The 20,582-nt window shown below is 69.1% G+C and carries 26 protein-coding genes; 8 read left to right on the top strand and 18 right to left on the bottom strand.

The window, feature by feature from the left end; genetic code table 11:
* Positions 1 to 104 precede the first annotated feature (104 nt).
* Positions 105 to 341 (top strand): hypothetical protein, encoded by a 237-nt coding sequence (locus tag FR943_RS14940; RefSeq protein WP_217158520.1) that lies wholly within the window; start codon positions 105 to 107, stop codon positions 339 to 341.
* On the opposite strand, the gene FR943_RS14945 is transcribed toward FR943_RS14940, so the two are convergent.
* From FR943_RS14945 to FR943_RS14970, 6 genes are all read right to left on the bottom strand, one after another.
* The gene (locus FR943_RS14945; RefSeq protein WP_308170566.1) at positions 334 to 1,881 is read right to left on the bottom strand and encodes a threonine/serine exporter family protein; all 1,548 of its coding nucleotides are present in this window, start codon (positions 1,879 to 1,881) and stop codon (positions 334 to 336) included. The genes FR943_RS14940 and FR943_RS14945 overlap by 8 nt on opposite strands.
* 87 nt (positions 1,882 to 1,968) lie before the next feature.
* Complete coding sequence (locus FR943_RS14950) at positions 1,969 to 2,649, bottom strand: class I SAM-dependent methyltransferase family protein (protein ID WP_217158522.1); 681 nt, start codon at positions 2,647 to 2,649, stop codon at positions 1,969 to 1,971.
* A 195-nt stretch (positions 2,650 to 2,844) separates the two neighbouring features.
* Positions 2,845 to 3,777, bottom strand: a complete 933-nt coding sequence (locus tag FR943_RS14955) for an extracellular catalytic domain type 1 short-chain-length polyhydroxyalkanoate depolymerase (RefSeq protein WP_217158523.1) — start codon at positions 3,775 to 3,777, stop codon at positions 2,845 to 2,847.
* 104 nt (positions 3,778 to 3,881) lie between these two features.
* A complete protein-coding gene (locus FR943_RS14960) occupies positions 3,882 to 4,895 on the bottom strand; it encodes an alcohol dehydrogenase catalytic domain-containing protein (protein ID WP_217158529.1) in 1,014 nt (337 codons plus the stop codon).
* 16 nt (positions 4,896 to 4,911) lie between these two features.
* Complete coding sequence (gene cynS / locus FR943_RS14965) at positions 4,912 to 5,367, bottom strand: cyanase (RefSeq protein ID WP_217158531.1); 456 nt, start codon at positions 5,365 to 5,367, stop codon at positions 4,912 to 4,914.
* 36 nt (positions 5,368 to 5,403) lie between these two features.
* Entirely contained in the window at positions 5,404 to 7,260 is a 1,857-nt protein-coding gene (locus tag FR943_RS14970) for a fatty acyl-AMP ligase (protein ID WP_217158533.1), read from the bottom strand.
* 79 nt (positions 7,261 to 7,339) lie between these two features.
* Here FR943_RS14970 and FR943_RS14975 point away from each other — a divergent pair, with 79 nt between their 5' ends.
* Positions 7,340 to 8,896 carry a class I adenylate-forming enzyme family protein gene (locus FR943_RS14975; protein ID WP_217158535.1) on the top strand — a complete coding sequence of 519 codons (1,557 nt, stop codon included), beginning with the start codon at positions 7,340 to 7,342 and terminating at the stop codon, positions 8,894 to 8,896.
* A gap of 7 nt (positions 8,897 to 8,903) precedes the next feature.
* Here the strand turns inward: FR943_RS14975 and FR943_RS14980 are convergent, their stop codons facing one another.
* Entirely contained in the window at positions 8,904 to 9,281 is a 378-nt protein-coding gene (locus FR943_RS14980) for an NYN domain-containing protein (RefSeq protein WP_217158538.1), read from the bottom strand.
* A gap of 53 nt (positions 9,282 to 9,334) precedes the next feature.
* Between FR943_RS14980 and FR943_RS14985 the strand changes: the two genes are divergently transcribed.
* Positions 9,335 to 10,057 (top strand): type II CAAX endopeptidase family protein, encoded by a 723-nt coding sequence (locus FR943_RS14985; RefSeq protein ID WP_217158540.1) that lies wholly within the window; start codon positions 9,335 to 9,337, stop codon positions 10,055 to 10,057.
* Between the two features lie 24 nt (positions 10,058 to 10,081).
* Here FR943_RS14985 and FR943_RS14990 read toward each other — a convergent pair whose 3' ends face one another.
* Positions 10,082 to 10,864: a hypothetical protein gene (locus tag FR943_RS14990; RefSeq protein WP_217158542.1), complete on the bottom strand. Its 783-nt coding sequence runs from the start codon at positions 10,862 to 10,864 to the stop codon at positions 10,082 to 10,084.
* Positions 10,865 to 10,943: 79 nt separating this feature from the next.
* A complete protein-coding gene (gene ripD / locus FR943_RS14995) occupies positions 10,944 to 11,555 on the bottom strand; it encodes an NlpC/P60 family peptidoglycan-binding protein RipD (RefSeq protein WP_217158544.1) in 612 nt (203 codons plus the stop codon).
* 305 nt (positions 11,556 to 11,860) lie between these two features.
* On the opposite strand from ripD, the gene tenA reads away from it, so the two are divergent.
* Positions 11,861 to 12,544 carry a thiaminase II gene (gene tenA, locus FR943_RS15000; protein ID WP_217158547.1) on the top strand — a complete coding sequence of 228 codons (684 nt, stop codon included), beginning with the start codon at positions 11,861 to 11,863 and terminating at the stop codon, positions 12,542 to 12,544.
* Positions 12,545 to 12,609: 65 nt separating this feature from the next.
* Here the strand turns inward: tenA and tpx are convergent, their stop codons facing one another.
* Positions 12,610 to 13,104, bottom strand: a complete 495-nt coding sequence (gene tpx / locus FR943_RS15005) for a thiol peroxidase (RefSeq protein WP_217158549.1) — start codon at positions 13,102 to 13,104, stop codon at positions 12,610 to 12,612.
* Between the two features lie 62 nt (positions 13,105 to 13,166).
* Between tpx and FR943_RS15010 the strand changes: the two genes are divergently transcribed.
* Complete coding sequence (locus FR943_RS15010; protein WP_217158551.1) at positions 13,167 to 14,060, top strand: aminoglycoside phosphotransferase family protein; 894 nt, start codon at positions 13,167 to 13,169, stop codon at positions 14,058 to 14,060.
* A 6-nt stretch (positions 14,061 to 14,066) separates the two neighbouring features.
* On the opposite strand, the gene FR943_RS15015 is transcribed toward FR943_RS15010, so the two are convergent.
* A complete protein-coding gene (locus FR943_RS15015) occupies positions 14,067 to 14,390 on the bottom strand; it encodes a hypothetical protein (protein WP_217158553.1) in 324 nt (107 codons plus the stop codon).
* Positions 14,391 to 14,504: 114 nt separating this feature from the next.
* On the bottom strand, positions 14,505 to 15,479 hold the full coding sequence (locus FR943_RS15020) for an o-succinylbenzoate synthase (protein ID WP_217158555.1): 975 nt from the start codon (positions 15,477 to 15,479) through the stop codon (positions 14,505 to 14,507).
* 162 nt (positions 15,480 to 15,641) lie between these two features.
* Here FR943_RS15020 and FR943_RS15025 point away from each other — a divergent pair, with 162 nt between their 5' ends.
* The gene (locus tag FR943_RS15025) at positions 15,642 to 15,845 is read left to right on the top strand and encodes a hypothetical protein (protein ID WP_372448152.1); all 204 of its coding nucleotides are present in this window, start codon (positions 15,642 to 15,644) and stop codon (positions 15,843 to 15,845) included.
* Between the two features lie 18 nt (positions 15,846 to 15,863).
* Positions 15,864 to 16,526 (top strand): MOSC domain-containing protein, encoded by a 663-nt coding sequence (locus FR943_RS15030; RefSeq protein ID WP_217158557.1) that lies wholly within the window; start codon positions 15,864 to 15,866, stop codon positions 16,524 to 16,526.
* Here FR943_RS15030 and FR943_RS26435 read toward each other — a convergent pair whose 3' ends face one another.
* Genes FR943_RS26435 through FR943_RS15050 form a run of 5 tightly spaced genes read right to left on the bottom strand, consistent with a single transcriptional unit; the run spans position 16,527 to position 18,809 of the window.
* A complete protein-coding gene (locus FR943_RS26435) occupies positions 16,527 to 16,718 on the bottom strand; it encodes a hypothetical protein (RefSeq protein WP_246585044.1) in 192 nt (63 codons plus the stop codon).
* Complete coding sequence (locus tag FR943_RS26440) at positions 16,709 to 17,053, bottom strand: cupin domain-containing protein (protein WP_246585045.1); 345 nt, start codon at positions 17,051 to 17,053, stop codon at positions 16,709 to 16,711. The genes FR943_RS26435 and FR943_RS26440 overlap by 10 nt, the downstream gene beginning before the upstream one ends.
* The gene (locus FR943_RS15040) at positions 17,050 to 17,595 is read right to left on the bottom strand and encodes a sigma-70 family RNA polymerase sigma factor (RefSeq protein WP_217158558.1); all 546 of its coding nucleotides are present in this window, start codon (positions 17,593 to 17,595) and stop codon (positions 17,050 to 17,052) included. The genes FR943_RS26440 and FR943_RS15040 overlap by 4 nt, the downstream gene beginning before the upstream one ends.
* 3 nt (positions 17,596 to 17,598) lie before the next feature.
* The gene (locus FR943_RS15045; RefSeq protein WP_217158560.1) at positions 17,599 to 18,252 is read right to left on the bottom strand and encodes an HD domain-containing protein; all 654 of its coding nucleotides are present in this window, start codon (positions 18,250 to 18,252) and stop codon (positions 17,599 to 17,601) included.
* Positions 18,253 to 18,266: 14 nt separating this feature from the next.
* The gene (locus FR943_RS15050) at positions 18,267 to 18,809 is read right to left on the bottom strand and encodes a cupin domain-containing protein (RefSeq protein ID WP_217158562.1); all 543 of its coding nucleotides are present in this window, start codon (positions 18,807 to 18,809) and stop codon (positions 18,267 to 18,269) included.
* Between the two features lie 102 nt (positions 18,810 to 18,911).
* On the opposite strand from FR943_RS15050, the gene FR943_RS15055 reads away from it, so the two are divergent.
* Positions 18,912 to 19,883, top strand: a complete 972-nt coding sequence (locus FR943_RS15055) for a GlxA family transcriptional regulator (RefSeq protein WP_246585046.1) — start codon at positions 18,912 to 18,914, stop codon at positions 19,881 to 19,883.
* A 9-nt stretch (positions 19,884 to 19,892) separates the two neighbouring features.
* On the opposite strand, the gene FR943_RS15060 is transcribed toward FR943_RS15055, so the two are convergent.
* Entirely contained in the window at positions 19,893 to 20,582 is a 690-nt protein-coding gene (locus FR943_RS15060; protein WP_217158566.1) for an Rv0518 family GDSL lipase, read from the bottom strand.

The raw sequence follows: 20,582 nt of genomic DNA on the forward strand, positions 1-20,582 counted from the left end.
GTTGCCCACCGCTACGAGGTTAACCGTCCGGTGCTGAACGGATCGCTTCGATTGGCTAAGCTTCGGGTATCCACATTGTTCGTCGATCACCGAGGTGGGCATTCATGTTCCTGAAAAGGGCAACCCTGGCGACCATCGCGGCTGCGGGCGTGTTCGGAGCCGCAGTCGGCCTGGGCACGGCCACCGCAAACGCCGAACCGGATCCGAGCCTCCCGCCGCCGCCCAACGCGCCGAAGAAGCCGGCCGAGACATGGCAGGGCCACCCCATGGTCTGGTGGAACCTGCCGGCCGGCGGGCACTGGGGGGTCTGGATCAACGGCGATTTCCTGCCGTTCACCTGACCGCCTGATCCTCACCGCCGTCCGCGTCGTCGGTTTCGTCGGCGGGCGGGGCCTCCAGCGGCACGCTCTCGGCTCGCGGTATCCCGGCGACCGGGGTATCAGCGGGCTGTAGGTGCACCACCCGGCCGACCGCCCGGCGCACCCCGGGGGGACCTTCGATGCGGAAGAAATCGCCGATCCGACCCGCGCGGTAACGCAGCGGCGAGCCGAGCAACTCCCCCATCACCACACCGCTGCCCAGCGCCAGCGCCGTCGCCGCCGCGGTCAGCAAGTGGGCCAGTCCGTCCCCGAAGTTCTCGTCGACGGCGAAGGCGAACACCGCCCAGAACACCGCCAGACCGGGCAGCATCGGCATGATCCCGGCGGTCGCGGTCACCAGCGCCGGGGACTGCCGGCGAATCGAGATCAACGTGGCCAGGAAACCGACGCCGATCGCGGCGACGCCGGTGGCCGCCCACTGACCGAACCCGGCCCGGCCCAGGCCGATCAGCGTCAGCTCGGCCAGCCCGGCGGCCAGCCCCGCAGTCGGCAGCGACCGCAGCGGCGCGTAGCTGGCCAGGGTCAGACACATGCCGGCCAGGGCCGCACCGAGCACGGCCAGCACGATCGGCAGCGGACGGTCCGGGATGATGAAAGTGCCGGGCGCACTGACGTGCAACTCGATCTGGATCCCGAGCAGCGTCGCGGCCTGCAGCGCCGCGACGATGCCGACCACGATCCCGGCGGACAGGAACACCGCATCACCGAGTCGCGCGACCGCGGTGACCATATAGCCGGTCAAGGCATCCTGCACCGCACCGACGATGGTCATCCCCGACAGCAACACCACGATCCCGGTGGCGACCAGGGCGCTCAGTCCGTGACCGGTGTATTGATAGGCGGCCAGCGCGATCACCGTCGCGATCGCCGCGCCGATCGCATGCTGAAAGAAAAAGGGCGTCCCGATGCGATTCAGCAGCCGGCCCACCCGGTCGATCACCGCGGCCGTGACACTGGCCAGCAGGCAGGTCAGCCAGTTGCCGCCGACCAAGAGCGCGATCCCGAGCGCGAACCCCGCCCACCCCACGGTGGCCAGCCAGCGCGGGAAAGGATGCGGGCTCTCGGTGAGCTCGTCCATGGCCTCATGCGCCTCGTCGACGGTGATGCCGCCGGCGGTGATCCGCCGCACCAGCCGGTCGAGCTCGGCCAGCCTGGTGAAGTCGGTGGACCGGGTGCGCACAGCCCGCATGATCGTGACCGGTGGGCTGTCCGCGGTCGGCAGCGCCGACACGATGATCGTGGCGACCGTGATGTCGACGACGCAGTCGGTCAGTCGGTAGGCCTGCGCCACGTCCTGGGTGGTGGCCACGACGTCAGCGGTGCCCGAACCCGACGACAACATCACCTCGGCCAGGCGAATGGTCAGGTCGAGGACCTTGCGGGTGTGCACGTCGCCCATCCCAGGCGACGTGCGGCTGCGCCGACCGGCCACCGGGGCCGGGTCACGACGCCCGCGCAGGGCGATGCGCAGCCCGCCGCGCAGACGAGACCGACCGTTCATCCCTTCATCAGCCATCGTTGTGAAGCGTACTGATGAACCGGCCTCAGGCGGTGGAAGCCGGGCTGTACCTGCAGGTCTCGGTGTCGGCTACGGCTGCACCGAGGACGCCGCGGCGCGTCGGGCATCGGCGCCCCGGATGACGTCGGAGCCGACAAAGGTGAAGAGCTTGGCGCCGGTCTGCAGCGGCTCGGGTGCCCCGGTGAAGCGGTGCGCTCCGACGCCGTACCCCACCTCGGGCTCCGACACCCACACCAGGTCGAAACCACGCTCGTCAAACCAGTTGAGGATCAACGGAACCCGGTCCGGAGCGTAACGGCCACGGGTCCACAGCACGGCGCCGCCGGACTTGGTCAGTTGCGGCAGGAAACCGATGGTCCGTTCGATGTCCTCGTCGGTGATGTTGCCGAAAATACCGCAGGCCACCACGATGTCGGCGGGGACGAGGTCGGTGTAATGGTCGATGAGCGAGGCGTCGCCGGTCACCACCTCCACGCCGGTGAGCGAGCGGGCGCGCACCGCCTCGGCGGCGACCTCGGCGTTGCGTGGGTCCAACTCGACCAGACGCGCCCGGACATCGTCGCGCCGTGGGTGATCGGCCAGCACCTCGAGCAGATCCCTGCCCTGTCCGGCGCACAGGCTGATCACCCGCAGCGGCCCCGCCGGGGCTTCGTCGAGAACCTGCCGCAGCAGCGTCTGCACCGCGCGGAGCCGCTGCGCCAGGGAAGAGTCGGGGCGGTCGTAGTCGTCGTGCCAGCTGTGCCAATCCACCTCGTGACCGTAGCGCCGTTGACGGTGGCCGCTGCTCGTCGGCGGCGTTGACGCCAACGGCCACTTGACGGCACCGCGAGCATTCTTGTCAGTGAAACATGATGGTGTACAGCATGATTCGGATTCCGCACGGTACCCATCGCGACCGGATCACGAGTTAATTCCGCCGTGATGCATATTGCCGGTCCGCGGCGGCTACCGCCCGTGGCCGGCGAAGAACGCCGCCGAGGCGTCCGAAGCGTCGAACGCGCGGCTCGCGGCCCCGACGGCCTGCACCGGAAGGATCTCGGGGACACCCGGCCAGGTGTGCCCGCCGCCGTCGACCCGCATGAACACCACCGAGGTTCCGGCCGCGCAGCCATTTGCGGCGATCCGGTGGGTTTCGGTCCCGTCACCGGCACCCGGCAGCACCTCCTCCACCGGAGCCGGGCAACCGTCGACCTGACGCCACCGGTCCACCATCGCCGGCCCCGACAGCACGCTGCTACCACCGCCACGCCCGCTCATCGGCCCGCCGTTGAACGGCACGATCGGATCGGCGGTGCCGTAGGTGGCGAGAACCGATACCGGCCGGGACGGATTGCAGCCCACGTTCGTTCCCAGCGTGCCGGCCACCGGAGCGATGGCCGCGAACAGGTCGGCGCGGTCGCAGGCAAGCCGGTTGGCCATGAACCCGCCGGCCGACAAGCCCGTGGCGTACACCCGGCCCTTCGGAATCCCGTTCTCGGCGACGAGGCGCTCGACCAGAGTGGCGATGAAACCGACGTCATCGACGCCCTGCCGGTCCGGCACCGAGGCACCACGGCCGTCCGCCCAGCTGAAGTCGATGCCGTCGGGATAGACGACGGCGAACCCGTGCGCGTCGGCGACCGCGTCGTAGTGGGTGAGCGCGGCCTGATCGGCACCGGTGGCGCCGGCGGCATGCAGATTGACCACCAACCCCGACGGTGGACCGCCGGCCGGCAGGTGCAGGCGATAGGTCCGCATCATCCCGCCGAAATCGAGCTGCGCCGTCGGCATCGGAGCCGCCCATACCGTCGGCACGCCGACAGCGCCACACGCCAGGACACCGGCCACTGCGCCCGCGGTCACCCGGCCCAGGACCTTCACCAGCCGCTTCAACACCATCGGCGCCCCCACCCGATTCGTCGTCCAGCAAACGAGGTTCCGACGCTACCCGCTCACCTTCTCCGGTGGGTGAGAAATCGGATCGGCCTGTCCGCCGGCCGCGGTCACATCGACAGCACCATGCGGTAGTGGGCCCGCCCCTGGTCCATCGCGGCGTAGGCCTCCGCCACGTCGCCCAGCGGCCGCTCCTCGATCCGGGCCCGCACCCCCGACAGCACGGCGAAGTGCATCGTCTCCTCGACGTCACGCGCGGTGCCCGACGGGTGTCCCGAGATACTCAGCGCCGGTTGGATCAGCTGCACCGGGCTGATCGGCAGCGGATCGGCCGATACCCCGATCGCCACCAACTCGCCTCGAGGCGCCAGACCGCCGACGGTGTCGGCCATCGCCTGCGAGTTGCCCACGGTGGCCAGAACCACTGCCGCACCGCCCAGATCGCGCAGTGCCGTGGCGACATCGGCAGCCGTCGAGTCGATGTAGTGCCGCGCCCCCAGTGCGCGGGCATCCGCCTCCCGACCCGGACCGCGGGCGATCGCGACCGTCTCGAAACCCATCGCCGCGGCGAACTGCAGGCCCAGATGGCCCAGCCCGCCCACACCGAGGACCGCCACCAGATCACCGGCCACCGCACGGGTGTGCCGCAGCGCGTTGTACGTCGTCACGCCGGCACAACCCATCGGCGCGGCCTCGGCGAAGGACAGCTCGTCGGGGATCCGGGCCAGCGCGTTGGCCGGCACCGTCACCGATTCGGCATACCCGCCCGGGTAGTGCAGGCTCGGCACCTGGCCGTTCTCACAGTGGATGAACAGACCCTTGCGGCACGGGACACAGATCCCGCAATGCCCGCCGAACCAGCCGACGGCCACCCGGTCGCCCATCGCGAAATCGGTGACGCCCGTGCCGAGTTCGGCGATCGTGCCGGCGATCTCGTGACCCGGGGTCAACGGCCAGGAGATCCCGGGGAAACCGCCGTTGACGATGGCCCGATCGGTACCGCAGACACCACAGGCGGCCACGGCAACCCGGACCTGGCCGCGCTCCGGTGCGACGGTCGGGGTGTCGACCAGGGTCAGCGCGCCGCCGGCGGACTCGACATGTACAGCTCGATGGGTGGCCATGACGGCCATCATCGCCCTACGTTTCGGCCGCAGTCCAGTCATACGGCAAGAACTTGCCGTCGAACGTCACCACCACGCGGTCCCCGGCCGGGTGCGGTTTGCGCTGCACGTCGACACTGAAGTTGATCGCACTCATGATGCCGTCGCCGAACTGCTCGTGGATCAGTTCCTTGATCGCGCCGCCGTACACCTGCAGCGCCTCGTAGAACCGGTAGATCGTGGGGTCGGTGGGCACCGCGGTGGGCAGCCCGCCACGCATGGGCACCGCAGCCAGCACCGGAACCACCGACTCGTCCAAGCCCAGCAGATTCACCAGGATCCGGCCGGACTCAACCGGAATCGGGTGCTGCCCGAGCAGCGCGGACACCGTCCACACCACGGGCTTGTCGATGGCCTCGGCCAGCTGCTGCCAGCTGAGCCCCTTGGCCAGGCGGGCCTCGACGATCGCCGCGGTGATCTCATCTCTGCTCATGGCAGCAGCATGCCTTACCTGCGGTGGTTTCGGGCGTCAGCGCGCGCCCAGGGTGCCCTCCAGGTACTGCGCACGGCAGGCGACCCGAGCCAGTTTTCCGCTGGTGGTGCGCGGGATCGCGCCGGCCGGCAGGAACCGGAGATCGGCCACCGTCAGCCCGTGCCGCTCGGCCACCGCCGCTCGGACGGCCGCGTCGGCGTCCTGCGGATCGACCCGGGTGGTCCCGGCAGCACGTTCGGCGATCACCACCAACCCGGCACCGCTGGTGCCGTCTGTCGAAGGCACCGTGAACGCGGTGACGTAGCCGCGACGCACCAGCGTCGACGCCGCCGCGACGGTGGCCTCGATATCGTGCGGATAGTGGCTGCGGCCGTCGATCTGCACCAGGTCGGCCATTCGTCCGGTGACGTAGAACTGGCCCTCGAAATACACCCCGAGATCGCCGGTACGCAGCCAGGTGGCCTGGGCGGGCAAGCCGTCGGCGTGGCTGCCCTCGGCGAGACGGGAGTGCAACGACACCCCGAACGTCGCGCGCGTCTGTTCGGGGCGGCCCCAGTAGCCGCGCCCGATGTTGTTGCCGTGCAACCAGATTTCCCCGATCTGGCCGTCAGGCAATTCCGCAGCCGAGTCGTCGGCGGTCGCCGGGTCGACGATCACCGCCCAAAGGCTGCGGGCCGGCTGACCACACGACACGTGCGCCACCGCACCCTCGGCATCGGCGTCGACGCGGACCGCACGGCCGACGGCGAGCTGCTCGCGGTCGAAGTAGACCACCGACGCCTGCTCGGCCGGGGCGATCGTCGAGATCAGCAGCGTCGCCTCGGCGATCCCGTAGGACGGCTTGAAAGCCGTCGGCGGCAGGCCGTACGGCGCGAACGCCTCGTTGAACGTCGTGATCACCTCGGGCAGCACCGGTTCGGAGCCGATGATCAGCACCACATTGCCCAGATCGATGTCCTCCCCCGGCGCCGGCACGCCCCGCTGTGCGGTCCACTCATAGGCGAAGTTCGGCGCGGCGGTGATGATCCGGCCGTGTTTGGACTCCTCCGACATGGCCCGGATCCACCGCTGCGGGCGGCGGATGAACGCCGTCGGCGACATCAGGGTGGAGTGCCCGCCGTAGACCGCGGGAAACCCGATCATGGACAGGCCCATGTCGTGATAGAGCGGTAACCAGCTCAGCCCGTGGGTGTTTCGGTTCAACAGGTCGATCGACAAGATCATCTGCAGCAGGTTGGTGCCGACCGCCCGATGGGTGATCTCCACCCCGACCGGCGCGCGGGTGGCACCCGAGGTGTACTGCAGGTGGGAGACGTCGTCCGGCTCCACCGGGATCGGGGTGAACTCCGCTCCGGCCGAATCGGGAACCTCGTCGATGAGTACCACCCGAGGTCGCGTGGGGCCGGGCAGTTTCGCCAGGAATGCCTGCACCGCAGCGTCGGCGGCCGAGGTGGTCAGCACCGTGTTGGGGCGAGAATCCGACAGTGCGGTTTCGAGCCGTTCGGCATGGCCCTGCAGTTCCGGGGCGAACAGCGGCACCGCGATGTTTCCCGCCTTGATCGCCGCGAAGAAGCCGATCACGTAGTCGAGACCCTGGGGGGCCAGGATCGCGACCCGGTCGCCGGGCGCACAGACCTGCTGCAGCAGCGCCGCCACCGCCCGCAACCGGATTCCCAACTGGGTCCAGGTCAGCTCGACGATGTGCTCTTCGACCTGGCTGTGATCCAGGAAGCGGTAGGCGACCTGGTCGCCGACATGCGCGATGTTGCGGTCGATCAGCGATATCAGGGTGGTGCCCGGCGGCAGCACGATGCCGCCGTCCTCGTCGAGGCAGTCCTCGATACGCAGCAGGCCTTCCGGAGCCTCATATTGAACCTGGGTGCCGCGGGTCATGACCGCAGTCTAGGTTGCCGCCCGGGCCCGCCTCGGACCTGTGGATACCGGCGTCGAGCGGATCGGAGAAGATGGGCTGGTGACCCAATCACCGTTGACCATTCCGGCACTGCTGCAGCACAGCGTCGCCGAGTTCGGGGAATCCACATACCTGGTCACCCCCACCGAGCGCCTCAGCTATCTCGATGCCGAGCGAACCTCCGCCGCGCTGGCACGCTGGCTGCTGCACGAGGGGGTGGGCAAGGGCAGCCGGGTCGGCCTGTTCTTCCCCAACGGCGCCGAATGGGTGACGTGGTGGCTCGCGGTGTCGCGAATCGGGGCGGTGGCGGTGCCGCTCAGCACGCTCTACACCCCCGCCGAGATCGCGAAAGTGTTGCGGCTGGCCGACATCGGGCTGCTCATCGCGCCGAGCACGGTGCTGCACATCGACGTGGCCGAGAGGTTGGAGACCGCCCTGCCGGGGCTGGCCGACCACAGCTCGGCTCAGCTGACCCTGCCTAGCACTCCCTATCTGCGCCGCATCGCCATCACCGGCGGCCTCGACCGGCCCTGGGCCACCCCCGCCGGAACCGACGCCGGCGTGCCCCTTGAGATCCTCACCGCTGCGGAGGCCGAGGTCTCCCCCGCCGACCTGGCCATCATGGTGCACACCTCGGGATCCACCGCCGACCCCAAGGGCGTGCTGCACACCCACGGCACCCTGGTACGGCAGACCTCGACCTGGCCGAGCGCCATCCGGGCGATCACCGGATCCCCGGAGCAGCCCCGCGTGCTGTGCGCGATGCCGTTCTTCTGGATCGGTGGACTGCTCGCGGTGACCGGAGCCCTGCACGAGGCGGTCACCGTGGTGACGATGCCGAAACTGGATCCCGCCACCGCGCTGGATCTGGCTGAGCGGGAACGGATCACCGGGATCGTGGGCTGGCCGGCGTTCACCCAGCGGCTGCGCGAACATCCCTCGTTCGCCGAGCGGGACCTGACCAGCGCCCCGATGCTGCGCGACGGTCCGCTCGACATCGCCATGACCGACGTCCCCGACGGATTTCCGGTGCACCGCACCATGTCCGAGACGGCAGGCGGTTTCGTCTGCACCGAGATGGCCATCGTCGACGAGCACGGTGCCCCGGTGCCACCCGGGGACACCGGTGAGCTCCTGGTCCGCGGCGTCGGGGTGATGGCCGGCTACAACAAGCGCGAACGCTGCGAGACCTTCGACGCCGACGGCTGGTACCACACCGGGGACAAGGTTTATCGCCGCGACGGCGATCCTCGGCTCTTCTACGTGGGCCGCACCACCGATCTGATCAAGGCGGCCGGCGCCAACGTCTCACCGCTGGAGGTCGAAGCGGTTCTCGCCGAATCTCCCGACGTCGCACAGTGCGTCGTGGTCGGCGTCGACGATCCCCAGCGCGGCGAAGAGGTGTGCGCAATCGTGGTGCCCACCACCGCGGTCGAGGTTTCCACCCTGACCGCCTTCGCCCGCGACCAGCTGTCGGCCTACAAGGTGCCCACCCGGTGGGTGCTGACCACCAGCGACGGCATACCGACGCTGCCCAGCGGGAAGTTCGATCGAAAAACCTTGCGGCAGTTGGTCATCTCCGGAGACTTGGCGAGCGAGCGCCTGGCGTCGCGCTGACATCCGCTCAATCGGGCCGATCGATCATGCGGCGGAATCCGGCGGCCGGTTCGACGACCGCGCCGGCGTCCCGGACCCGCTGCGCCAGCGCGCTGTCCGACGTCACCACGGTGATCTGTGCGGGCCGCGGGTCGGCCGAGACCACCCGCACGATCTCGTCGTCGGCGGAATTCGCCGTCGCCCGCGGGGCGTGACCGATGGCGACGACACTGGACTCGAGTGGCGGCGTGGTCGGTCCCTCGAACACCACCATCACCTGACGGTCACCGGCCGAGGCCCAGCGTTCGAGCCGCTGCACCAGCCCTGCCATGGCACGTCGACGGTCCTTCCACCAACCGTCCGGCCGGGAACCGATCACGTTCATGCCGTCCACGATCCACCGCATCGTCCGACCGTACTGCGAACCACATGGCGTCCCGGCCAGTAATCTCTGCCGGCATGGACGCTGTGGCGCACCCCTCGACCGGCACCAGCCGGCCGACCCACCGTTGGGGGCTGGGCGCCTTCGTGCTCGTCGAGGTCGTCTACCTGCTCGCGTCGGCGGCGTTCAGTGTGTTCGCCCCCGCCGGCGCTCCGCCGGCCTGGTTGATCACGCTGGCCATCGGGGTGCCGACGCTCGTCGCCGCTGCCCTGGCCGTGGGTATCGCCCGATGGCGGGGCAACGGCGCCCGCCTCGACTTTCGCTGGCAGTGGTCCTGGCGTGCCATCGGCATCGGGCTGGCGTTCGGTGTCGGCGGACTGTTCATCACGTTGCCGGCCGCGCTGCTCTACCAGTCGATCGTCGGGCCGGACGCGACGTCCGCGGTGGGCGGGATCTTTCGGGACGTACGCACCGGCTGGCCGGTGGCAGTGGTCGTGCTGCTCTTGGTGGCCGTGATCGCCCCGATCTGCGAGGAAGTGATCTTCCGCGGACTGCTGTGGGGCGCACTGGAGCAGCGTTGGGGCCGGGTGATGGCCGCGACGGTCTCGACTCTCGTGTTCGCGCTGGCGCACCTGGAACCCCAACGCGCCCCGCTGCTCCTGGTGGTCGCGATCCCAATTGCGTTGGCCCGGCTGTATTCCGGCAGCCTCTGGGGCGGCATCATCGCCCACCAGGTGACCAATCTGCTGCCCGGCATCGTGTTGATGTTCGGCCTGGTCGGCCTGCTGCCCGCCGGCTGATCCGGCCTAGTGGCGCCTTGCGCGCTACCGCTTGCGGTCACGCACCTTGTACGTCGAGGGCCACGACATCCGGGACTCATCACCCACCAACGGTGTTCCCGAGCCGCCGACCCGCACGTCGTAGGCTTCCTGCCCGGCCCCGACCTCACGGTTGGCATGCTCCTGTGCCAGGTAGTAGAGCTGGTCGATCTCGGCCTCGGAGAACGCCACGAAGGTGGTCTTGCGCACGATGTCGTTCATCCCCGCGGTCATCCGGTCCGGCAGGATCCGCGACGCCAGCGCGGCCAGGCCCAGCAGGACGAACGGGATGACCCAGTAGCAGATGAACGACAGCGGTGTCTTGGTGTCCAGGATGGTCGCGTCGCCCTGCACGATCGGCGGGATCGCCGAGGACACCGTCATCCCGGCGAACGCCCCGACCCAGATCCAGGTCAGGATCTTGACAATCCGTTGGAACAGATCGCTTTCCACCACGCCGGGCGGCTGCCCCGCCGCGGCGAACTCGAGCACGAATGGTTTGCCGATGAGCAGTCCGACCAACGCGACCAGGAAGATCCCGGCATTGCTCAACGGCTGCATCCACCGCTCCATGACGTCCTGGTCCAGCACCAGGGTCAGGACCGTCAGTACGAGGAAGGTGGCAAGTGCGCCGATCTCCAGCGTGCGCCCGGGCGCACCGGAGATCCGGCTGATCGTGAACGTCGCGATCGCCGCCGCCAGCGCCACCAGGACGGCCACCAGGAACGGCACGTTGCCGACGAGTACCCAATAGATGATCCACGGCGCAAAACCAAACAGGATGCCCACGAGCGCACAGTCTAAGGTCTTACTGTTGACGCGACGGCGACCACCCGCCGACCGATTGATCCTCGCCGGATCCGAGCGGTCAGGCGATGATGCGAACCAGGTAGGGAGCCATACCCGCGGTGCGCACCGGGGTGACCGCGACGGCCGGTTCGGTGCCCTGGATCATCTGGTTGTTCCCGAGGTAGAGCGCCACGCTCTGGGTGCCCTCGGGACCGTAGAAGATCAGGTCACCGGGAAGCGCCTGCGACGGCAGGACTTTCTGGCCGACCTTGTACTGCTCGCCCGACGACCGCGGCATCTTCACCCCGGCCCCGGCGAAGGCGTAGACGATCAACCCGGAGGCGTCGAATCCGACCACGTTCGCCGACGGATCGGGCACCGCCCCCAGTGCCGGCGTGGTCACTGCCGGCATAGTCACCGCCGGAGTGGACAGACCCGGGGTCAGGCCGCCACCGGTGATCGGTGGCGTGGCACCCGGTGCGGGCAGGCTGCGCGCGATGCCCCGGGTGGGACCGTTGACATCACCGCCGCCATAGCTGAACGGCACACCGCGCTGCGACATCGCACGGGCGATCACGAGGTCGACAAAGCGCTGATTGCCGGCCGGACGTTCGATCGGCGCAGCCCCGGCGAGTCCGGGAGCCGCCACCAGGAATGCCAGACCGAACAGCAGGGCAAAGGTACGTCTCATCGAACATCAACTCTCTCGGCCGCCGGGGGACGACTCCGACTGCCGGCCGTCGTCAGTCGAGTCAACCATTTGTACCGCGCAACCGTCGATTTGCCCAATTAGCATGGGGCGCAGGCTCAATCAGATACGAGACCGTGACCGAACGGTGATCTCGGCGCGGGGTCGGTCCGACCGGAACACCCACGCCCTCCCCGTCGCGTCCATGTCGCCGCCGGGTCCGCGGGCCGGCTCACAGCAACCCCCGGCAGTGGTTCTGGCACCGGCGAGCCGACACCGGCAGGAGTTCAGCTGACACCATGGTCGGCATGCACTCCGATACGAACCCGCCCTCCTGGTCGGCACGACTGTGGCAACCGATCGAGCCGACCTTCGCCGCGATCCTGGCGCACCCGTTTCTCACCGGGCTGACCGACGGCAGCCTGACCGAGGCGGCGTTCACCCACTACGTGGCCCAGGATGCGCACTATCTGCGGGATTACGCCCGCGCCCTGGCGATCGTCGCGGCCAAGGCGCCCACGCTGGCCGACACCGCGATGTTCGCCCGGCATGCCGCCGAGGTGTTCGACGTCGAACTGAGCCTGCACAACGAACTGTTGCCCGAGCTCGGGATCGACCCCGCGGAACTGAACGCGATCCCGATCGCGCCGACCACCTGTGCCTATACCAGCTACCTGCTTGCCGCCGCCCACGGTGGCAGCTTCGCCGAGGGACTGGCCGCGGTGTTGCCGTGCTACTGGATCTACGCCCGCGTGGGCGCGGCGCTGGCAGAACGTGGTTCACCGGATCGGCGCTACCAGCTCTGGATCGACAGCTACGGCGGTGCGGAGTTCGCCGCGACCGTCGCCGAGGTGCTCGAGCTGACCGACCGGGTGGGCCCGACGCTGAGCGCATCGGACGAGGCCGCCGCCAACGGCCATTTCGTGGTCACGACGCGCTATGAATGGATGTTCTTCGACGCGGCCCATCGCCGCGAGCAGTGGCCGGTCTGAGGACCGGCGGGATTGCCGACTCGTGGCGTGCCGGTGCCGAAGCACCGGTACGCCACGAGTAGCCACTACTTGAGCGCGGCCAGCGCGGCGTCGTAGTCGGGTTCCTGGGCGATCTCGGGCACCAGTTCGGTGTAGGCGACATTGCCGTCGGCGCCGATCACCACCACCGCGCGGCCCAGCAGGCCGGCCATCGGGCCGTCGGCCAGGGCGATGCCGTAATCCTCACCGAAGCTGCCCCGGAAGGCCGACGCCGCAGTGACGTTCTCGATGCCGTCGGCACCGCAGAAGCGCTTCTGCGCGAACGGCAGATCCTTCGACACGCACAGCACGGTGGCGCCCGACCCGGCCGCGCGCTCGTTGAAGGTACGCACGCTGGTGGCGCACACCGGGGTGTCGATCGACGGGAAGATGTTCAGCAACACCGCCTTGCCCTGGAACTGGTCGCTGGTGACCGCGCCCAGATCGGTGCCGGTGAGCGAGAAGCTCGGGGCCGAGCTGCCGACTGCGGGCAGGTCGCCGACGGTGTTGATGGAATTTCCGCGCAAGGTTATCTGTGCCATGGAGCACAGTCTGTCAAAACCGGCTGCCGCGCGGGCCCGCCGGGGTGCGACCATGGAGCGCGATGATCGATCTGCCGGCGGCGGTACGTGCGATGGGCACCCGGGGACCGCGGTGGCAGTCGTGGGTCGACGGACTGGCGCGCCTGATCCGCGACCACGTCGACGAGTGGGACCTGCGCCCGGATGGCCCGGCCCAACACGGCCACTGCTCGATCGTGCTACCGGTACGGACCGCGGACGGTGGGCCCGCCGTCCTCAAGGCCGGCTTCCCCGACGAGGAGTCCGAACACGAGCACCTGGTGCTGCGCCGATGGGCGGGAAACGGTGCGGTGCGCCTGCTGCGCGCCGACCCACCGCAGCGGATCCAGCTGCTGGAACGGCTGCACAGCCGAAACCTCAACGAGCTCTGGGACATCGAGGCATGCGAGATCGTCGCCGGACTGTACGCGCGGATCCATGTGCCACCGCTGCCCCAGTTGCGTTCGCTCACCGAGCACACCGCACAGGCCACCACCGGCTTGGCACAACTCCCCCGCAGCGCCCCGATCCCGCGCCGGCTGGTGCAGCAGGCGATCAGCCTGGGCCGGGAGCTGGCCGGCGATCCCGCCACCACTTCCACCGTGATCCACGGCGACCTGCACTACGAGAACGTGCTCGCCGCCGAGCGCGAACCGTGGCTGTCCATCGATCCCAAGCCGATGAACGGCGACCCGCATTACGAGATCGCGCCGATGCTGTGGAACCGCTGGGACGAGCTGGCCGGCTACGTGCGCGACGGGGTGCGGCGCCGGCTGGCGGCAGTGGTCGACGCCGCGGGCCTGGACACCGACCGGGCCCGGGCCTGGACGCTCGTGCGGATGTTGCACAACGCGATGTGGGAGCTGACCGAAACGGCCCGGCCGGACCCGGTGTGGCTGACCACCTGTGTGGCCATCGCCAAGGCGGTGGCCGATTGAGGAAGGTCAGATGACCTTGTAGGTGAGGTCGTAGAGCACACCCGCACCGCTGAACTGCTGGGTGAGCTCGCCGCGTCCCAGCTCCTCGGAGCGGATGACGATCGAACCGACGTCCTCCATCTCGTCGGTACGCACGTCCACTTCCCGCAACACGATCTCGAGCTGGCCGTCGAACGGCAACAGTCGGTCCAGATCCACCACATCGCCCTGGCACATCGACACAGCCTTGAACTGAAAGCCGTCAGCCCTGCTGATACTGAGCTCGTCGGTCCCCTCGGAATCTTGGGTCCGGACGGCCCGGAGTTCCGAGAGCTTGGCGAACAACGACATGGCATCCTCCGTTGGATCTGGTCATCAGCGGTAGCTGACGATGTCGATTCTCGAGGTGGGGCCACGTCGCCCACATGCGTAGTGCGCTACTTGAATCTGTCCGGCACGAAGTTGCTAGCGCACGTCGCTGCCCCTGATCGCGGCCTGCAGACGGGCCCGCCACCACCGCACCCGGTCAGGGTCGGTGACCGCGAACCGCTCCAGTTGTCCGGGCTGCGGGGCCGGCGGCATCGGCGCGACCGGCAGATAGCCGTCGACGGCGACCAGCGAGCGCGAATCGGCGACCAGATCGCCGGCCAAAAGGCCCCTGGTGCCCAGCTCAGCGGCATACGGTAGCTCCGGCAACGCCCCGGCCAGCGCAAGTCCGGCGGTCAACCCGATGCTCGTTTCCAGCGTGGAGCCGACCACACACGGCACCCCGCAGGCCTCCGCCACCCGCAGCGCCCGCCGGGCCCCGCCGAGCGGACCGGTGGCGAGCACAGCGAGGTCGACGACACCGGAAAGCCGCAGGCCCATCGGTTCTTCGGCGTTGCGGATCGACTCCCCGGCGGCGATCGGCACGTCGACCCGGCGGCGCACCTGCGCCAACTCGTCGAGCGTTGCGCAGGGTTGCGCGACGAACTCCAGGCCACCGGCGGCCGACTCGAGCGCGGCGACCGCGGCGACCGCGCTGTCCACGTCCCACCGGCCCTTGGCATCACAGCGCACGGCGGCGCCCGGCCCGAGCCCGTCGCGCACCGCCGCCACCCGCTCGACATCGTCGGCCAATGGTCCAGCACCGACGGCGACGCACGCCGTGCCGCACCCCGAGCCCACGGCGATCTCGCGGGCGAGCGCGGCATCGACCTCGGGAACGGTGACGGCGACCGGCACCCGGCCCCGCACCGGATCGGGCCAGCCCACGGTGCCCGGCTCGGTGGCCGCGGTGAGCCAGCGCAGCAGCGCATCGCCGGTGGGCGGTGGGCTGAACTCGCCCCAGCCCTGCGGTCCCTCGATGAGCATTCCCTCACGGACGGTGCGGCCACCGACGGGGTGAACGGTCGGGATGGCGAACACCGGCGCGCGGTCGAAATCGATCAGGGTCTGCACAACCACGTGACGCTAGCCGACCGGGCCGGCCACCGGTGCACAAGCACGGCAGCGCCGCAACTGCCGGTGCGGACCGGCCCCACCGCATAGACTGCGGCCGTGCGCAGACAGGCAACGGCGAGCCGGGTGCGGCGAGTGGTGTTCACGGTGGCATCGGCGGCGGTGCTGGCCGCCGGTTCGATGGCGGTGACCAGCACGCCGGCCGCGGTGCCGAGCGCGGGCTGCCCGCCCGGGGAAACCGGCGTCACCAACGGGTGCGCCCCGTTCTGCGTCCCCGGGCGCCAACTCGACGTCGCCACCGGACTCTGCCTGCCGGTGCCGCCACCTCCGCCGGCCCCGAATCGTGTTGCGACACCGCTGTTCTAGGCCGCTACCCTGAACCTCATGGCGCAGGTGCTGACGGTCAATGTGGCTCATCCACGACCCAATACCGCTGAGGGACGTGCCGTCACCGGCATCGACAAACGACCGGTGACCGGGGCCGTGGCGGTCCGCGCACCCGGCCCGATGCACGGCGGGCTGGGCAGCGGCCTGGTCGGCGACATCATCGGCGACCAGCAGTTCCACGGCGGCGACGACCAGGCGGTCTACGCCTACGCCCGCGAAGACCTGGACGCTTGGCAGGTCCGACTCGACCGCGAGATCGCCAACGGCGAGTTCGGCGAGAACCTGACCACCGCGGGCATCGATGTCACCAATGCCCTCATCGGTGAACGCTGGCGGGTCGGGAAGGCCGGGCTCGAGCTCGAGGTATCCCGACCGCGGATCCCGTGCCGGACGTTCGCGAACTGGCTGCAGCTCAACGGATGGGTGAAAACCTTTACCAGAACCGCCATTCCGGGCGCCTACTTCCGGCTCGTGACACCGGGCTCGGTGGCCGGCGGCGACGACGTCACGGTGACGCACCGGCCCGACCACGACGTCACCATCGGCGTAGTGTTCCGGGCCCTCACCCTGGAACCCGGACTGCTGCCCCAGATCCTGCGCGCCGACGCGCTGGCCGAACCGATACGCGAACTCGCCGAGCGCCGGATCAACGCCGGCTGATCACCCGGTGAAGCTCGGCAGCTCGATCCCGACCGCGGCGTTGTCGTCCGGGGTACCGAGCCGATAGCCGTAACGGTGCGCGGTGTCGACGAAATGCGCCAGCTCCTGCGCGGTCATCGGTGGCGAGCCCGCGGGGCGACCCACCTCCCGGAAGAAGCGGCCGATCCGCGGCGTGGTGATGATCAGATCCACGGCCGGCCGCTCGCCGATGTTGCGGTGGGCTGCGGCGCCTCGCCTGGGATACGGACGTAGTCGCCGGCCCGCACGTCGCGCCACTGCAGCCCGTCCTCGCCGGGAATCAGTACCTGGTGGCCGCCGGCCAGGATGTAGAAGTCCTCGAAGTCGTCGTGGCTGTGCAGCGGCACCGTCACGCCCGGCGGGATGACCGCGCGCAACACGCAGATCTGATTGTCACCGTCGTCGGCATAGGACAGAAACTCCACCGTGGGGCCCACGGCATCGAGTGCCGGCAGATCTGTGCCCGCGGCGAGGTCGGCGAGGATGGCCGCCGGGAGTGGCGTGGTCACGATTGACTCCTGTTCTGAAGGGAGCTGCGCAGCTGTTGCCGGCCGCGGTGCAGCCGCGACATGACAGTGCCCAGCGGGACGTTGGTGACCGCGGCGATTTCCTTGCAGGACATGCCTTCTACGTCCGCCAGGTACACCGCGAGGCGATACTGCCGGCGCAAGCCCCGGAACGCGGCGCTGATGTCCGCATCGGGCAGGGCGGCCAGCGCCGACAACTCGGCGGACTGCTGGCTGCCGTGCACCACCGGCCCGATGTATCGATCGTCGAACTGTTCGATCGGCACCTCGGCCGGCCGGCGCTGACGCTTCCGGTACCGGGTGATCCAGTTGTTCCGCAGAATCCGGAACAACCAGGCCGACGGGTTCGATCCGTCGGTGAACGTGTGGAAACCGGTGTAGGCGTTGAGCATCGTCTCTTGCACCAGGTCTTCGGCGTCGTGCCGGTTTCCGGCCAGCCGCAGCGCCGCGACGAACAACCGGTCCGACAGTGGCAGCACATCTCGTTCGAAGCGCCGGTCCAGTGGTGATATCTCCTGCTTCACAGGCTATTCCGGCCAGCCGTTCGCGAGGATGACGTCGACGAAGTCGCCTCGCACGAAGGTGTCGTCGAAGTGTGCGAGTACGTCGGCGTTGACCGTGCCGAACGTCGATCCCGGCCGCTGCCGGACGCCCTCGGTGAAGGCGTGCAGGATCCGGTTCTTGAAATCAGGCCGCGGGTGCACCGTGGTGACGGCGTCCAGGTCCTGCTCCGTCAGGTCGTCGCGTCCGATACCGAGCACATCGGTCTCGACACCCGCTGTGACAAGCGCGATCTCGGGATCCAGGAACTCCGGGATGCCGGGGGTGGTGTGCAGGGCGATACCGAGCCACACCTTCTGCGCGGCGGCCTCCTCGACACCGTGCCGCAACAGGAAGTCCCGGGCGGCGTTGGCGCCGTCGACCTCGAAGCGCAACTGTGAGGTGCTCCGGTAGGGCTCGGTCAGCCCGATGTCGTGGAACATCGCGCCCACGTACAGCAATTCGAGGTCGGGTTGCAGGCCACGGCGCAGGCCCTGCAGAGCGCCGAAGTAGAACACCCGACGTGAGTGGTGGAACAGCAGATCGTCCTCGACGTCGCGGATGTATTCGGTGACCTCGCGCACCAGCGCGGTGTCGGGCAACACGATCCCGGCGATGTTGTTGGTCAGTGAAGTCGTCATGACTGTCTCCTCGGTCAGTGGGTGGGCGGGTTCAGGTGATAACGGGCCACGATGTCGTCGAACCATTCCGGTGCCCCATAGGTGAGGCCGTACTTGGCGGACAGCTCGATGAATTCCGGTGTGGTGTGCAGCGCCGGGGCGTCCGGCCCGGGATCGCCGCTCGAGGTCAGCAGCTCGCCGAGTTCGCGGAAGTAGTTCTCGAAACCGTTTCCGGGCGTGATGACTTCGATGATGCGGCCCGGTTCGGTACCGGCGTTCCACATGGCGTGCATCTGGCCGCGCGGCTTGGTGATGTAGCCGCCGGGACCCAGCACGACTTCGTTGTCGTCGGAACGGAAGCCGATCTCACCGGCCAATACGATCGAGTGCTCGTCCTCATGGGTGTGCCGGTGGGCTGCGGTGATCATCCCGACCGCGAAGGGGTGCTCCACGATGGACACCTGGCCGCCGGTGGTCGCACCGGTCAGCTTGAAAACCGCACCGAAGCCGGGGATTTCAGCGATGTCCCCGGCACCCGGCGGAACGACGGTGACGGTGGCGCCTGCAGTGGATGACATGTCGACCTCCTTCTTCGCTGTGAACCCAGTCTGCGTCGCGGCTGACCCGCGGACCCATGGCCGATGCGCCACGTTTCCCACAAGAAGCGACACAATGAGCGGATGGCACAAGCGGCAGGGCCACGCGAGATCGCGATCGTGGTCTTCGACGGGATGAAACTGCTGGACGTCGCGGGTCCGGCCGAGGTGTTCGCCGAAGCCAACCGGTTCGGCGCCGACTACCGCCTGCGCATCGCCTCGGTCGACGGCGCCGATGTCAGCACGTCGATCGGCACGACGTTCGCGGTGACCGACCGCATCGCCGGGATCGGCCCGGTCGACACCGTGTTGGTCTCCGGCGGCGACAGCCTGGTCGGCCGGCCGATCGACCCCGCCCTGGTGGCTGCGGTGCGCGAGGTGTCCACACACACCCGCAGGCTGGCCTCGATCTGCACCGGGTCGTTCATCCTGGCCGAGGCCGGCCTGCTCGACGGCCGCCGGGCCACCACGCATTGGCGCCACGCCCGGCTGCTGGCCCGCGCCTACCCCACGATCTCGGTGGAGCCCGACGCGATCTTCGTCCGCGACCGCGAGATCCACACCTCGGCAGGAGTGTCAGCCGGTATCGATCTGGCGCTGGCCCTGGTGGAGGCCGATCACGGGGACGATCTGGTGCGCAATGTGGCGCGGTCGCTGGTGGTGTATCTCAAGCGGGCCGGTGGCCAGTCCCAGTTCTCCACGCTGGTCGAATCAGATGCCGCCCCGCAGTCGGCGCTACGGAAGGTCACCGAGGCCATCGGGGCCGATCCCACCGCGAGCCACAGCGTCAAAAGTCTTGCGGCACTGGCATCGCTGAGCACCCGACAACTGACCCGGCTGTTCCAGGCCGAACTCGGTACCACCCCGGCGCAGTACGTGGAGATGGTGCGCATCGACGTCGCCCGGGCCGCCCTGGACGCCGGTCGCCAGGTTGGCGACACCGCCGCGCTGGCCGGATTCGGCAGCGCCGAGACGTTGCGTCGGGTGTTCGTCAAACACCTGGGGGTGTCACCCAAGGCCTACCGCGATCGGTTTCGCACCACGTCCGACGCCTGAGCCACCCGCTCAGATCCAGCGCGGCAGCTCCTTGCCGATCAGCGGTGCGATCTTGTCAGCCATGTAGGCGTGACCGGCGTCGGTCGGGTGGATGCCGTCGGCCCCGATCAACTCGGGGTTGTCGAAGAACCAGCGGTCGGCGATCGGATCGATGAACGTGGCCCCCACCAACTCGGCCTCGTTCCGCAGAATATCGCGGATGGCCAGCAGATTCGGCGGCACCTCGGGATTCACCCACGGCGGTCCGATCACCAGCATCCGGGCGGCCGGGGCGGTCTGGCGGGCGTGGGCCAGGGCATCGTGGCTCAACCGGGTGACCGCGCCGAGGTCGGCATCCTTGTCGTTGCGGGACCCGAAGAAGACGATCAACGCGTCGTCGGGCCGCACCGCCCGGGGGGTCAGGTCGGCGAAGATGCTGCCGTGGTTGCCGCGGGCGACGTACCCGGCGCCGCCTTCGGCCACCACGTCGGCGTCCACCTGCACCCCGCGCTGCGCCAACTTCTGCCAGGTCAGTGTCGCCCAGTTCCTCGGCCCCATCCCGCCTTCGGCGAGCATGCCCGTGGTGTAGGAGTCGCCGATCACCGCGATGTGGCTGATCTGGGGATCCAGCCCGGAGTTGACATAGCGCTGCTGCGGCGCCTGCGCGAACAGCCCGACCAGAAGGCCGAGTGAGACGATGAAAGTGGTCAGACGACTCAC

It is taken from the genome of [Mycobacterium] fortunisiensis (genome assembly GCF_019050325.1).
Taxonomy (GTDB): Bacteria; Actinomycetota; Actinomycetes; order Mycobacteriales; family Mycobacteriaceae; genus Mycobacterium; species Mycobacterium fortunisiensis.